The sequence below is a fragment of the Brevibacterium limosum genome (assembly GCF_011617705.1).
Classification (GTDB): Bacteria; Actinomycetota; Actinomycetes; order Actinomycetales; family Brevibacteriaceae; genus Brevibacterium; species Brevibacterium limosum.
This window is the reverse complement of record NZ_CP050154.1, coordinates 2,704,725-2,718,141: the sequence shown is the minus strand read 5'-3', so window position 1 is coordinate 2,718,141 and position 13,417 is coordinate 2,704,725. Positions and strand designations below refer to the sequence as shown.

The 13,417-nt window shown below is 65.3% G+C and carries 12 protein-coding genes; 11 read left to right on the top strand and 1 reads right to left on the bottom strand.

Going from position 1 to position 13,417, the window contains the following annotated elements; translation table 11 throughout:
- Positions 1–88 precede the first annotated feature (88 nt).
- The 11 genes from GUY37_RS12235 (at position 89) to GUY37_RS12185 (ending at position 13,018) form a co-directional block, all read left to right on the top strand.
- On the top strand, positions 89–1,681 hold the full coding sequence (locus GUY37_RS12235) for a peptide chain release factor 3 (RefSeq protein WP_166826074.1): 1,593 nt from the start codon (positions 89–91) through the stop codon (positions 1,679–1,681).
- Positions 1,682–1,833: 152 nt separating this feature from the next.
- A complete protein-coding gene (locus tag GUY37_RS12230; RefSeq protein ID WP_166826072.1) occupies positions 1,834–2,919 on the top strand; it encodes an inositol-3-phosphate synthase in 1,086 nt (361 codons plus the stop codon).
- Positions 2,920–3,179: 260 nt separating this feature from the next.
- Positions 3,180–4,763 carry an AbgT family transporter gene (locus tag GUY37_RS12225; protein ID WP_166826069.1) on the top strand — a complete coding sequence of 528 codons (1,584 nt, stop codon included), beginning with the start codon at positions 3,180–3,182 and terminating at the stop codon, positions 4,761–4,763.
- 236 nt (positions 4,764–4,999) lie between these two features.
- Positions 5,000–5,794 (top strand): Bax inhibitor-1/YccA family protein, encoded by a 795-nt coding sequence (locus GUY37_RS12220; RefSeq protein ID WP_166829721.1) that lies wholly within the window; start codon positions 5,000–5,002, stop codon positions 5,792–5,794.
- A 306-nt stretch (positions 5,795–6,100) separates the two neighbouring features.
- Positions 6,101–6,997 (top strand): dihydrodipicolinate synthase family protein, encoded by an 897-nt coding sequence (locus tag GUY37_RS12215; RefSeq protein ID WP_166826067.1) that lies wholly within the window; start codon positions 6,101–6,103, stop codon positions 6,995–6,997.
- Complete coding sequence (locus tag GUY37_RS12210; protein WP_166826064.1) at positions 6,994–8,511, top strand: aldehyde dehydrogenase family protein; 1,518 nt, start codon at positions 6,994–6,996, stop codon at positions 8,509–8,511. Before GUY37_RS12215 ends, GUY37_RS12210 begins: the two co-directional genes overlap by 4 nt.
- Before the next feature lie 53 nt (positions 8,512–8,564).
- Positions 8,565–8,885: a hypothetical protein gene (locus tag GUY37_RS12205; protein WP_152347750.1), complete on the top strand. Its 321-nt coding sequence runs from the start codon at positions 8,565–8,567 to the stop codon at positions 8,883–8,885.
- A gap of 22 nt (positions 8,886–8,907) precedes the next feature.
- The gene (locus GUY37_RS12200) at positions 8,908–10,536 is read left to right on the top strand and encodes a molybdopterin-dependent oxidoreductase (RefSeq protein ID WP_323127504.1); all 1,629 of its coding nucleotides are present in this window, start codon (positions 8,908–8,910) and stop codon (positions 10,534–10,536) included.
- Positions 10,537–10,657: 121 nt separating this feature from the next.
- On the top strand, positions 10,658–10,873 hold the full coding sequence (locus tag GUY37_RS12195; protein WP_166820676.1) for a hypothetical protein: 216 nt from the start codon (positions 10,658–10,660) through the stop codon (positions 10,871–10,873).
- The gene (locus tag GUY37_RS12190; protein ID WP_166826060.1) at positions 10,870–12,408 is read left to right on the top strand and encodes a sodium/proline symporter; all 1,539 of its coding nucleotides are present in this window, start codon (positions 10,870–10,872) and stop codon (positions 12,406–12,408) included. The genes GUY37_RS12195 and GUY37_RS12190 overlap by 4 nt, the downstream gene beginning before the upstream one ends.
- 1 nt (position 12,409) lies before the next feature.
- Positions 12,410–13,018: a hypothetical protein gene (locus tag GUY37_RS12185; protein ID WP_166826058.1), complete on the top strand. Its 609-nt coding sequence runs from the start codon at positions 12,410–12,412 to the stop codon at positions 13,016–13,018.
- Here GUY37_RS12185 and GUY37_RS12180 read toward each other — a convergent pair.
- A complete protein-coding gene (locus GUY37_RS12180; RefSeq protein ID WP_166826056.1) occupies positions 12,993–13,415 on the bottom strand; it encodes a VOC family protein in 423 nt (140 codons plus the stop codon). The two genes, GUY37_RS12185 and GUY37_RS12180, sit on opposite strands and share 26 nt — an antisense overlap.
- Positions 13,416–13,417 lie beyond the last annotated feature (2 nt).

Below are 13,417 nucleotides of genomic sequence, written 5' to 3'. Positions count from 1 at the left end.
ACGACTCCGACCAGCTGGGCACAGCGGCGCCGGCCACTGTGACTGAACGGACACGCCGGACGAGCGCGAAGAACGATAGGATATTGCGGTGACTTCTGGCCAGTATTCCGACAAGGACATCCGACACGAGGCGTCCCGCCGCCGCACGTTCGCTGTCATCTCGCACCCCGACGCGGGCAAATCGACGACCACCGAGGCGCTCGCCCTGCACGCACGTGCCATCGGCCAGGCGGGAGCCACCCACGGAAAGGCCGGCCGCCGCGCCACCGTCTCCGACTGGATGCAGATGGAACAGGACCGCGGAATCTCGATCTCCTCGGCGGCCCTGCAGTTCGAGTACCGCGACGCCGTGTTCAACCTCGTCGACACTCCGGGTCACGCCGACTTCTCCGAGGACACCTACCGTGTCCTCTCCGCCGTCGACTGCGCCGTCATGCTCATCGACGCCGCCAAGGGCCTCGAGGCACAGACGATGAAGCTCTTCGAAGTCTGTGCCCACCGCAATATCCCGATCATCACGGTCATCAACAAGTGGGACCGTCCCGGCCTCGACGCGCTCGAACTCATGGACGAGGTCCAGCAGCGCACCGGCCTCCTGCCCACGCCGATCACCTGGCCCGTCGGCCAGTCCGGAGACTTCCGCGGCGTCCTCGACCGGTCCACCGGCGAGTACACGAAGTACGCCCGCACCGACGGAGGCGCCACGATCGCCGGTGAGGAGACCCACACCGCCGAGGCGGCCGCCGACCTCGAGGGCGATGCGTGGACGACCGCTGTCGATGAGTCGGATCTGCTGGAGATGGAAGACCAGAACCATGACCAGGAGACCTTCCTCGCCGGCCGATCGACCCCGGTGATGTTCGCGTCCGCCGTGCTCAACTTCGGCATCCACAAACTCCTCGACCTCCTCGTCGACCTCGCCCCGGCCGCCGAAGCCCGCCTGGACAAGGACGATCAGCCCCGCCCCGTCGACGATCCGTTCTCCGGTTTCGTGTTCAAGGTCCAAGCCGGCATGGATTCGAACCACCGTGACCGACTCGCCTATATCCGAGTCTGCTCGGGAGTCTTCGAACGCGGTACCGTCCTCACTCACGCCAGCACCGGCAAGCCCTTCGCCACGAAATATGCTCAGCAGGTCTTCGGACGCGACCGCGACGTCGTCGACGAAGCGTTCCCCGGCGATGTCGTCGGATTGGTCAACGCCTCCGCACTGCGGGTCGGTGACTCCCTCTACCTCGACAAGAAGGTCGAGTTCCCGGGTATTCCGACGTTCTCGCCCGAACACTTCATGGTCATCCGCGCGAAGGACTCCTCGAAGTACAAGCAGTTCCGTCGCGGCATCGAACAGCTCGACCACGAAGGTGTCATCCAGGTGCTGCGCTCGGACCTGCGCGGCGATCAGGCACCGGTGCTCGGCGCGGTCGGACCCATGCAGTTCGAAGTGGCCGAAGACCGGATGACCAACGAATTCAACGCTCCCTGCACCCTGGAGCGTCTGAACTTCTCCCTCGCCCGACGCACCACTCCCGAATGCGTGCCGACCCTGGCTCGGGAACGCTCGGTCGAGGTGCTTCACCGTTCCGACGGTGAGCTGCTGGCACTGTTCTCGGATCGGTGGCGGCTGCAGGGTGTGCAGAAGAACCACCCCGACCTGGTCCTCGACCCCCTGGTCGTCAGCTGAGTCCTCAGCAGCCGCGTGCGGATGCCGGTGTCCGGCATTTTTGACGCGGACATTATTATGGATAGTTGGGGCCGAAGCGAAGCCCCACAGGGCGATCCGCCCGCGGGGACAGTCCCGCCGCTCGGTGAAACCCGTACAGACAAAGGAGAATTGTGGGAACGAAATCGATTCGAGTCGCGATTGCCGGACTGGGCAACTGCGCCTCGTCCCTGATCCAAGGCGTGGAGTACTACCGGAATGCGTCCCCGGGGACGCAGGTCCCGGGCCTCATGCACGTGGAATTCGGGGACTATCACGTCGGTGACATCGATTTCGTTGCCGCCTTCGACGTCGACGGCAAGAAGGTCGGCGTCGACATCGCCGAGGCGATCACCGCCAGCGAGAACAACACCCTCAAACTCGCCGATGTGGAGCCGACCGGCATCGAGGTCCTGCGCGGGCCCACCCTCGACGGACTCGGCGAGTACTACCGCGACACGATCGTCGAATCCGACCGCGACGCGGTCGACGTGGTCAAGGCCCTCAAGGACGCCGAGGCGGATGTGCTCGTCTGCTACCTGCCTGTGGGTTCACAGCAGGCCGTTGAGTTCTACGCTCAGGCCGCCATCGACGCGAAGGTCGCGTTCGTCAATGCCCTGCCCGTGTTCATCGCCGGCACCAAGGAATGGGACGAGAAGTTCCGTGCCGCCGGTGTCCCGATCGTCGGCGACGACATCAAGTCCCAGATCGGGGCGACCATCACCCACCGTGTGATGGCGAAGCTGTTCGAAGACCGCGGTGTCGTCCTCGACCGGACCTACCAGCTCAACGTCGGCGGCAACATGGACTTCAAGAACATGCTCGAGCGTCAGCGTCTCGAGTCGAAGAAGATCTCGAAGACTCAGGCTGTGACTTCGAACACCTCCGCCCAGCTGTCCGACCGTGACGTCCACATCGGTCCCAGCGATTACGTCGAATGGCTCGACGACCGCAAGTGGGCCTTCGTCCGCCTCGAGGGCCGCAATTTCGGTGATGCCCCGGTGTCCCTGGAGTACAAGCTCGAGGTGTGGGACTCGCCGAACTCCGCCGGCGTCATCATCGACGCCGTGCGTGCGGCGAAGATCGGCCTCGACCGCGGAATCGGCGGAGCCCTCATCTCCGCTTCCTCATACTTCATGAAGTCGCCTCCGGAGCAGAAGGACGACGACGCCGCCCACGAGGCCGTCGAAGCGTTCATCCGCGGAGACATCGAACGCTGATCTGACATTCGCTGAGGGCGCCGATCGCAGCTGACTGCGATCGGCGTCCTTTCGCATTCACGCCCCAGCGGAAGGCGCTCGTGCACGACAGCTTCGGCACGGCAGGGATGCGACGGTCCTCCTCGGCGCATCCGGAATATGAGATTCCCGTGACACAACGCTGATTGTCCGTGACACTTGCTCCTTGAGGTGATCGCACTCACATGAGCGGCACCCGGCTCAACGCATTCGCCAGCGCCACCCCCGACCGAGGAGACCTGATGTCGAGCACCACACCTGCAGCTGCAGAGAAGAGGAGTGACGGACCTGAGCTGAACTGGCTGATGCGCGTCCTCGTCATCATCGAGAAGGCCGGCAACAAACTGCCGCACCCGTTCTGGCTGTTCCTGTCGCTGGCGGTCATCGTCATGATCCTCTCGGCGATCTTCTCGGCCACGGGACTCAACGCCGTCAACCCGGCCACGGACGAGAAGGTGACGGTGACGAACCTCTTCGCCACCGATTCGCTGCGTGAGATCGTCGCGGGAGCCACGGACAACTTCGTCACCTTCCCGCCGCTGGGACTCGTCCTCATCGTCCTCATCGGTGTGGCCGTGGCCGAGCAGTCCGGCCTGATCCCGGCGATGCTGCGCGGAACCATCGCCGGGGCCTCCCCGAAGTGGATCACGTTCATCGTCGCCCTGGCCGGAACCGCCTCGTCGATCGCCTCCGACGCCTCGTACATGATCATGATTCCCCTCGGCGGGCTTGCGTTCAAAGCCGTCGGTCGCAACCCGCTGCTCGGCTGCCTGGTCGCGTACGCCGCGACTTCGGGCGGGTATTCGGCCGCGCCGATGGTCAATTCGCTCGACACCATCCTCGGCGGCCTGTCGACCTCGGCCGCGCAGATCATCGACGCCGACTACACCGTCAGCCCGGTCGCGAACTTCTACTTCAACTTCGTCTCCATGTTCGTCGTCGCCGCCGCCGTGACCCTGGTGACCGAGCTGGTCCTGTCCAAGCGAGCCGACCAGATCGAACTCGACGAGGAGACCGACGACGATCCGGACAACTTCGACGTCAAGATGGCCCTCGACGCCAATGAGAAGCGCGGCATCGTCATCGCCGTCATCAGCATCGTCGTCTGTGCGGGTGTGTTGTTCGCGCTCGCCTGGCCCGCCGGATCGTTCCTCCGTGACGAAGCCGGCGGCTTCGGTCCAGAATCAGGACTGATGGCCGGGATCGCCGCGATCATCGGCTTCGGTTTCTTCATCGTCGGCATCGTGTACGGCTACGCGACCGGATCGATCAAACGCACCGCCGATATTCCGGAGATGATGGGCAAGGGGCTGCTGCCCTTCGTTCCGGTCATCGTCCTGTTCTTCGCGGCCAGCCAGTTCCTCGCCCTGTTCAAGATGTCCAACCTCGGCGAGATTCTCGCGATCAGGGGCGCCGACGTCTTCGGAGCGCTCAACACGGGCCCGTTCGTCATCCTGCTCGGCGGGTGGCTGCTCGTGGCGCTCGGCGCCCTCTTCCTCACGTCCGGGTCGGGACTCTGGACACTCATGGCCCCGGTGCTCGTGCCGATGTTCATGCTCCTGTCCATCGCCCCCGAGACCACTCAGGCGCTCTACCGCATCGGTGACTCGACGACGAACATCATCTCCCCGATGAGCCCGTACTTCGTCGTTGTCCTCGGCTTCGTCCAGCGGTACAAGAAGGATGCGGGCATCGGCACGGTGCTCTCATTCACGATTCCGCTGTCCTTCGCCATGTTCGTCCTCTGGGGACTGCTGTTCTTCATCTGGTGGGCCACGGGAATCCCATGGGGACCGGGCGCAGCCACCCACTACCACATGGGCTGAGCCGCATCGGCCGTCCGCCGAACATCACCTCCGCGTCGGTCGCCGGGAATGCTCGCCCCGATCCCACTGTTGTCCACCACAGCATCACGATCATGCAACGTCGGGCGACGCAGGCCGGAATCCACAGTTCCCGTCCAGACCGTCCGGTTAGACTGTGACCGTGAACGACATATGTGCAGCCTCTCGGCTGTGCACATTCTGCTCAGATCGAAAGGATCTCGACCGTGAGTAACCCCATGATGAACCGGGCGATCAATCAGGGAGCCCAGGCCGGCCGCAATCAGCCGGTCATGTCCGATCAGGAACTCAACAACCTGTTCAACCAACCGGCCGCCGAGAACCGCAACGCAGGCCCCCAGGTCGCCGACCGTGCGATGACCTACGACGACGTGATGATGAAGACCGGCGTGCTCTTCGCCATCCTCCTCGCCGGTGCCGTCGTCGGCTGGCTCGTGCCCGTCCTCGCTCTGCCCGCGGCGCTCATCGCGCTCGTTCTCGGCCTCGTCAACGCCTTCAAGAGGGAACCGAACAAGGCCCTGATCATCGGTTATGCCGCATTCGAAGGCGTCTTCCTCGGCGGCATCTCCGCCATGTTCGAGGCGGCGTTCCCCGGAATCGTCGTCCAGGCCGTGCTCGCCACGCTCTGCGTCTTCGGCGTCATGCTCGCCCTCTTCAAGTTCAAGGGCGTGCGCTACGGCTCGAAGATGATGAAGTTCATGATGATCGCCGTCGGCGGTTACGCGATCTTCTCGATCATCAACTTCGGCATCGCCATGTTCACCGGCACCGGCGGTGCCCGCAGCGTCGAGATCAACATCATGGGAATGACGTTCCCCCTCGGTGTCATCATCGGCATCGTCGCCACCGTGCTCGCCGCGATGACGCTGATCATGGACTTCCAGATGATCGAAGAGGGCGTCAAGCACAAGATCCCGGAGAAGTACTCCTGGATGTGCGCATTCTCGCTCATGGTCACCCTCGTGTGGCTCTACATCGAGATCCTGCGCCTCATCTCCTACTTCAGAGACTGAGAGCGGCCCGCAGCCGATACGTACGGGCTGCGACCGAGCGCTGAATGAAGGGCGGATCCCCGAGGTGGGGATCCGCCCTTCGTCGCCGTGTTCCGGCTCGTCGACCGTCGATCAAGGCGCAGCGCGGTTGCCGGCAGGTGCACTGTTCGATATTCGCGCTTCACCTTGAGCGACGGAAATCGGGCCTCCCCATTGCTTGTGATCACTTTTCTGCCTATCGTCTGAGTTACCGACGAACTGCGTCGGCGGACCGTCTTCATCGTCGAAGAGCGGACCAAAATTCTCATTGTCAGAGAGGACGATTCGATGACGAATCCGATGCGCGGTGTGTTCGCCGTTCCGACGACTCCCTATACCGAGGACGGAGACCAGAACCTCGACGCCCTGGGCAGCCGCATCGAGGAGGTGCTCGACTCGGGCGTGACCGGTCTCCTCGGTCTCGGGGCCACGGGGGAGGCGCTGGCGCTGCGTGCCGCCGAGCGGGAAGCGCAGATCAAGACCATCGTCTCTGCCGTCGACGGCCGGGCACACGTGGTCATCGGATGTATGGCCTACACTCCGGCCGAAATGTCGGCCCACATCACCGCTGCCGCCGAACGGGGAGCCGACGCCGTCATGGTCACCCCGCCCTTCTACGGCGGGCTCGAACCCGAAGCCGTCATCGCCGCCCTTCACCCGGTCCTCACGGCGTCCGAACTGCCGGTCATGGTCTACAACAACCCCCACTCCACGGGCACCGACCTGCTCCCGGACCACCTCGCCTCGCTCACGGACACCGGTCGACTCTGGAGCGTCAAAGAGACCTCGGGCGCGGCCACCCGCATCCGGGAGCTGCGCAGCCGCCTCGGTGAAGACACCGAGATCTTCGTCGGAGCCGACGGGATCGCACTCGAGGGCTTCGCCCAGGGCGCCAGCGGCTGGGTGGCCGCGTCCGCCTGGCTGCTGCCCGATCACTGCCAGAGGCTGTGGGGACTTGCCGAGCGCGGTGACTGGGCCGGCGCCGTCGACCTATGGAGAAGCCTCGGGCCGGCTCTCGGGCTCATCGAGGACGACTCCGCATTCATCTCACTCATCAAACAGGCGCTCGGACGGTCCGGCCACGAACAGGGGCCCGTGCGTCCACCCCTGCCGACCGCCGGCCCCGAAGCACTGGCGACGCTGCTCGACGCGATCGCCGAACTGGAGAGGAAACACACAGCATGAGCACCACGACAACTGCGACGAACACTCTCGTCGACCGCGGTCGAACCGCGGTGCGGGCCATCATCGACGGCAACTTCGGACAGTGGATCGGCGGCCGAGCCGTGACCGGCACCGGAGATGAGATCGGTCTCATCTCACCGAGCGACGGAACGGTCATCGGCAGCCTCTCCGCGGCGAGCGAGCAGCAGCTCGATGAAGCGGTCGCCACAGCACGCACCGCCTTCAACGAGACCGACTGGGCCGAGGACGCGAAGTTGCGGGCCCGGGTGCTGCGCCGACTCGCCGACCTCGTCGAAGCCGACGCGGAAGAGATCGCCTATCTCGACGGCATCGAAGCAGGAAAGGTCGCCGGCGGCAGCGTCGAGGAAGACGTCCCCGACGTCGCCGCGAATCTCAGACTCAGCGCCGATCTCATCTCCCGCGATGACGGACGGTATCTGCGCAGCCCTGATGGGTGGGGATGGGTGACGAAGGTGCCCAGTGGTGTCGTCGGGGCGATCCTGCCCTGGAACTACCCCGTGGCCATGCTCGGCTGGAAGATCGCCCCGGCTCTGGCCGCCGGCAATGCGATGGTCGTCAAGACCTCTGAGGATTCGACGCTCAGCGCCCTCCACCTCGCGAAGCTCGCCACCGAGGCAGGTGTGCCCGACGGCATCCTCAACGTCCTGACAGGCACCGGCGCGGACATCGGCGCCGCCATGGGGCTGCATCTGGGCATCGACGTGCTCACCTTCACCGGATCGGGCCCCGTCGGCAGGTCCTTCCTCGAATCCTCGGCCCGTTCGAACCTCAAGAAGGTGTCCCTCGAACTCGGCGGACGAGCCGGCTACATCGTCGACTCCGCCCACGCCACGGACTTCGAGGCCATCGCCGCCGACATCGCCGGTGCCGCCTTCGGCACCAGCGGCCAGAACTGCACCGCCGCGTCTCGGGTGATCTATGTCGGCGACGATGACGAGAGGTTCGCCGAATTCCGCACCGCGCTCATCAATGCGACCGAAGCACTCACCGTCGGCGACCCGTTCGACGCCGATACGGATGTCGGGCCGGTGATCAACGTCCGCGCCCACGACCGCATCACCTCCTGGGTCGACGAAGCGGTGGAGAAGGGAGCACGGATCCTCAACACCCGTGCCGCTGTCCCCGACACGGGCACCTGGTACCCGCCGACCGTCATCGAGAACGTGCCCGATGACAGCGAACTCGGTCGCGGCGAGATCTTCGGCCCCGTCACCCAGCTGCTGCAGCGCACCAGCCGCGACGACGCCGTCGACCTCATCAACGGCGAACCCTATGGGCTGGCCTCGAGCGTGTGGTGCGAGGACATCGCCCGAGTGCGGTGGTGGGCGAGCCGGCTCCGCGTGGGCACCCTCGCCGTCAACGGCTACAGCGAAGGCACCGAAGCCACCCCGTTCGGCGGTATGCGACAGTCGGGATTCTGGGGCCGCGACAACGGCCCGGAAGCGCTGGAGACCTATCAGGAGACCATGACCGTCTGGGTGGCCGACACCTGAGCGGCGTCTCGAGTTCCGCCGCAGTTCCGATGGACGAGGACTATCATGAGTCCATGACCACAGCAGCGGCGGAACTCGAGACCGAGGTGCGCCGTCTGCGCATCCGGATCATCTCCCTGACCACTGCCCAACTCGACGAGGCGGCCCCACCGGCTCCGAGCAGACGCGCAGCGATTCGTGGGGCCCTGACCGAATTCTCACAGATCGGCTCGGACTCTCGCCCGGTCCCGGAACTCGGCGACCAGAACCTCGCCGACCAGGTCGTCGTGCTCCTCGAACACGGACTGCATTCGGCCCAGACACTGCCCGATCGCGAGAACCGGATCAACGCCCTCACCGAGGCGGCCGTGCGTCTGCGTCGAAATCTGGCCTGATGACGAGGACAGGGAGGGCATGATGGCGAGCGCCCCACGCACATGGGCCTCCGTGATCGCCGGGATCGTCGCCACCCTCATCTACTTCGGCGCCGCCGAACTCATCGCTCTCTCACTGGCAGCGGCGTCAGCCCCGGCACTGCTCATCGGCCAGGCCCTCATCCCGCTGCTGCCGACCGTTCTCATCAAGTCCGCGATCGCAGTCTTCGGCACTCACGACAAACTCGCCCTCGTCATCACCATCGTCGCAGGCGGCACCGGTCTCGGGGCGATCATCGGGTGGATCGGCGCCCGCCGCCGCGGTCTCGCTCTCGTCCTGCTCATCGGCTTCGCACTGCTGCCGGCCGTCGTCGGATTCAGCTCGGGTGTCGGACTTCCGGCCACCGTACCGAGTCTCGGCGGAGTCGCGGCCGGTGCCGTGGCTTTCGCCGTACTCCTCCGGCTCGCCGATGTCCCCGACCGTGCTGGAGGAAGCTCGACCGACACATCCTCGGCAGGCTCGGCTGCGGACCATTCCACGGCCGACTCTGCGGAGGCGGGAACCGGCAAGCAGGACCAATCTCCTGCCCGACCCGGGCGGCGGGCCTTCTTCGGGCTGGCCGCGGGCCTGAGCGCGGTCGGCGTCGCCGCCGTCGCGGCCGGACAGTCCGCGGCCACACTGGCCCGCAGTGCGGCAGGAACGGTGACGAAACTCGTCCTTCCGCGACCGGCCACCTCGGCGCCGGCGATCCCAGCAGGAGCCGAACTCGACGTGTCCGGACTGACCCCGCTGGTCACCGCGAACGATGATTTCTACCGCATCGACACCGCACTGATCCCACCGTCGATCGACGCCGAGACCTGGCAGCTGCGCATCCACGGCCTCGTCGAACACGAAGTCACGATCACCATGGCCGAACTGCTCGACCTGCCGTTGGAGGAACACTATGTGACCCTGGCGTGCGTATCGAACGAAGTCGGCGGAGACCTCGTCGGCAACGCGAAATGGTTGGGCTATCCGATCCGGGAGCTGCTCGCACGGACGAAGCCGACAGCCGGTGCGGATATGGTGCTCTCGGGCTCCGATGACGGGTTCACCGCCTCGAGCCCACTCGAAGTCCTCACCGACGACCGGGCGGCGCTGCTGGCCGTAGGGATGAACGGTCACGCCCTGCCGCGCGACCACGGTTACCCGGCGCGCCTCGTCGTCCCCGGACTCTACGGATATGTCTCGGCCACGAAATGGGTGACCGACCTCGAAGTCACCCGCTTCGCGGACAAGGAGGCCTATTGGACGACTCGCGGCTGGTCGACGCACGGACCTGTGCTCGTCGCCTCGCAGATCGACGTGCCCCGACCCGGGGCCACAGTGACGCCGCAGGGCGACGACCGAGTGGTCACGGCGGGCATGGCCTGGGCCCAGCACACGGGAATCGGGAAGGTGCAGGTGCGCATCGACAACGGTGATTGGCATGAAGCCGACTTGAGCGAAGAGCTGGACAACGACACCTGGCGGCAATGGCGATGCGAGTTCACCGGCTTGGATGCGGGAACGCATACGGTGACGGTGCGCGCCATCGACGCCGAAGGCACGGTGCAGACCTCCCAGCGTCGCCCCGCCATCCCGAGTGCCGCAACCGGGTTCCACGACCGCCAATTCACCGTGGGCTGACCGGGCCCGACCCGCCGATTCTCACCTTTCGGTCTCGACGCCTCGGTGTGACCGGTTTCAGGCCATACTGTGAACACACTCACAGCTTCTTGATTCTCTGCGACACAACGAGGTGGTCAACGTGTTCGGTCTGCCGACGGCGACGGTCGTCATCATCTTCGGAATCCCCGCCATCTGGGTGATCTACACCCTCGTATTCGTCTTTCTCTCCCGGGGATGGAAAGCCGAGGACGTGGTCGAGGACGAAGCCCTGGCCAAATCTCGGGCATCCGGCAACGGCGGATCCGCGACCAACGGCGGGACCGCCTCGGCGAAGGGGAACGGGGGAGTGGCATGAATCTCGAAACCTGGTTCCTCGTCATCTACTTCGTCGCGATGGCCGGCATCGGCGTGTGGACGCTCAAGGTCGGATCGAAGGGCAGCGAAGGGTATCTGCTCGGCGGTCGCAGCCTGGGACCGGCGGTCACCGCTCTGCGTCTGCAGTCCTCGTCGATGTCGGGCTACATGTTCCTCGGCGCGGGTTCGCTGGCGTACACGAAGGGGTATTTCTCGCTGTGGTACGCGATGGGCGACATCGGCGGCGGCGTGCTCAACCTCTCCATCCTCGGCCGGCGGATGCGCAAGCTCTCCCAGATCCTCGGCTCCCTGACCTCGATCGAGTACCTCGAACACCGCTACCCGTCGAAATGGATCCGCGCAATCGCGGCTCCCGTAGCGGTCTTCTGCATCTTCTTCTACGTCATGAGCCAATTCATCGCCGGCGGTCGCGGCCTCGAGATGGTCACCGGCATCCCCTATGCCTGGGCACTGCTCATCGCCGTGGGAGTCATCGTCTTCTACACGTTCCTCGGCGGCTACCTGGCCGTCGCATACACGGACTTCGTGCAGGCGATCATCATGCTCATCGGCATGGTGTGGATCCTCATCGGCACGCTTCAGGCCGTCGGCGGGTGGACCGCGGGCAATGAAGCGGTCGGGCAGATCAACCCGAACCTGCTGACCATGTGGGGCCCGGACGGAATCGAATCCGTGCAGTGGGGCGTCATCATCGGCGCCGTCCTCGTCTTCTCGATCGGCTACATGGGGTGGCCGCACGTCAACGTCAGTCACATGGCCATGAAGCGGCCCTCGGTCGCCCGCACGGCGAGCATGTACGCCACCGGCTTCAACCTGCTGTTCATCCCGGCGCCCTATATCGTCGGCATCATGGCGCTCATTCTTCTGCCCAACCTCGACAACCCGGAGCTCGCGGTCTTCCAGGTCGCCGACACCGTGCTGCCGAACTTCGCGGTCGGCATCGTCATGGCCGGCATCATGGCCGCGATCATGTCCACCGCCGACGCACTGCTGCTGCAGTCGGGCACGATCGCCAGCCAGGACCTGTTCCAGCGCTTCATCAAGAAGGACATGTCCGATCAGCAGTCGGTATGGGTCTCGCGATTCACTGTCCTCATCCTCGCCGTCATCGGCTACGTCGTCGCCGTCAACGATCCGCCGGCCGTCGCCGAGGTGGTCATCTTCTCCACGACCGTGCTCGGCGCCGCATTCGTGCCCGTCTACATCGCCGCCGCCTGGTGGAAGAAAGCGAACGTGCCCGGAGCCATCTGGTCGATGATCGCCGGGACCGTGTCATCCGTCGTGTGGCAGCTGACCGGACTCGTCGACGTCACCGGCGTCGACCCGATGGGTGTGGGCATCGTGTGTTCGACGCTTGCGCTCATCCTCGTCTCCCTGGCCACCCAGCGTTCGCACCCGGTGCCTGCCCACGTGGTGGAGGCGCTGAAGGAGACCGACAAGATCGGCGCGATCCCAGCTTCCATGCTCACCGGGCAGAATGATTCTCTGGCCGGGCAGGTGCCGAAGGACGCATGAGATGAGCGCCGATATCGGAACCGGTTCGCAGACGTCCACCGCCTCGCAGATTCAGCTGCCGGTGCGGATGAATCCGCACATCACCTCCGCCGAGGCGCTCGCCGCCTTCCAGCGGAAGATCCCCGGCGCGACCGCCGAGGTCAGAGCGGTCTTCCACCCGTTCTGGTGGGTACCGCTCACGGTGCGAACCCGCGGGCTGCTGCGGCGACGTGCGGTCGGTCCGGGTCAGCGCATGGACATCCTCGTCAATGCGGTGTCCGGCCGCGGCATGATCGCTGACTTCATACCTGATGGCGAGGCCGCTGCGCGGCAGGAGTGGGCCGACATCATCGGCGCACGCAGCGAACAGCGGCAAGCTCCGAGCGGGTCGGAAGCCGAGAGGACCGCTCAGGCACTCGCACGCACGAAGGTGCTCAAAACAGTCAAACTCGGCATGGGCATCGACATCTCAGGGGCAGACGATCGAGGAGCGCGCAAGGTCCTCAAACCCAACTGGCTCGTCACCGGTGGGAACGAGAAATATGCGGCGACGATCCTCGTCGACGGACTCGATGCCTCCCACTACATCGTTCGAGTGGAAAAGCTCAGCCCCAGTTCTTCGCGTCCGTGATGCAGAACGGGTGACCGGCAGGATCGATGAGCACGATCCAGGTGTCTCCTGGCTGCGGGTCCGCGCGGGTGGCTCCGAGTTCGACGCAGCGATCGGCCGCGGCCTGGACATCATCGGCGGCGAGGTCGAGGTGGAACTGCTTGTGCCCGTCGTCGGGCCAGCTCGGGCGCTGAAAGTCGGGGGTCGTTCCGATGCCCAGAGCGTGACTGGGGCCGGAGAGCATCGCATAGTTCTCGTCCGAGTAGGCGATGGGCCAGCCGAGGACGGAGGAGTAGAACTCGCCGAGCTCGGCAGCGTTCGGGGCATCGAGTGTGACCATCGCGAGTGTGGCGACGGGCTTTGCGCTGGTGGTGCCGGCGGTGCTCGGGACGGTGTCGGTCTTCTGTGTGTCAGTCATGT

What these genes read in the sequence shown, in the direction of transcription:
- GUY37_RS12225 (WP_166826069.1), top strand. Translation starts at nt 3,180, where the DNA reads ATGTCGAGCACCACACCTGCAGCTGCAGAGAAGAGGAGTGACGGACCT.
- GUY37_RS12220 (WP_166829721.1), top strand. Translation starts at nt 5,000, where the DNA reads ATGATGAACCGGGCGATCAATCAGGGAGCCCAGGCCGGCCGCAATCAG.
- GUY37_RS12215 (WP_166826067.1), top strand. Translation starts at nt 6,101, where the DNA reads ATGACGAATCCGATGCGCGGTGTGTTCGCCGTTCCGACGACTCCCTAT.
- GUY37_RS12210 (WP_166826064.1), top strand. Translation starts at nt 6,994, where the DNA reads ATGAGCACCACGACAACTGCGACGAACACTCTCGTCGACCGCGGTCGA.
- GUY37_RS12205 (WP_152347750.1), top strand. Translation starts at nt 8,565, where the DNA reads ATGACCACAGCAGCGGCGGAACTCGAGACCGAGGTGCGCCGTCTGCGC.
- GUY37_RS12200 (WP_323127504.1), top strand. Translation starts at nt 8,908, where the DNA reads ATGGCGAGCGCCCCACGCACATGGGCCTCCGTGATCGCCGGGATCGTC.
- GUY37_RS12190 (WP_166826060.1), top strand. Translation starts at nt 10,870, where the DNA reads ATGAATCTCGAAACCTGGTTCCTCGTCATCTACTTCGTCGCGATGGCC.
- GUY37_RS12185 (WP_166826058.1), top strand. Translation starts at nt 12,410, where the DNA reads ATGAGCGCCGATATCGGAACCGGTTCGCAGACGTCCACCGCCTCGCAG.
- GUY37_RS12180 (WP_166826056.1), bottom strand. Translation starts at nt 13,415, where the DNA reads ATGACTGACACACAGAAGACCGACACCGTCCCGAGCACCGCCGGCACC.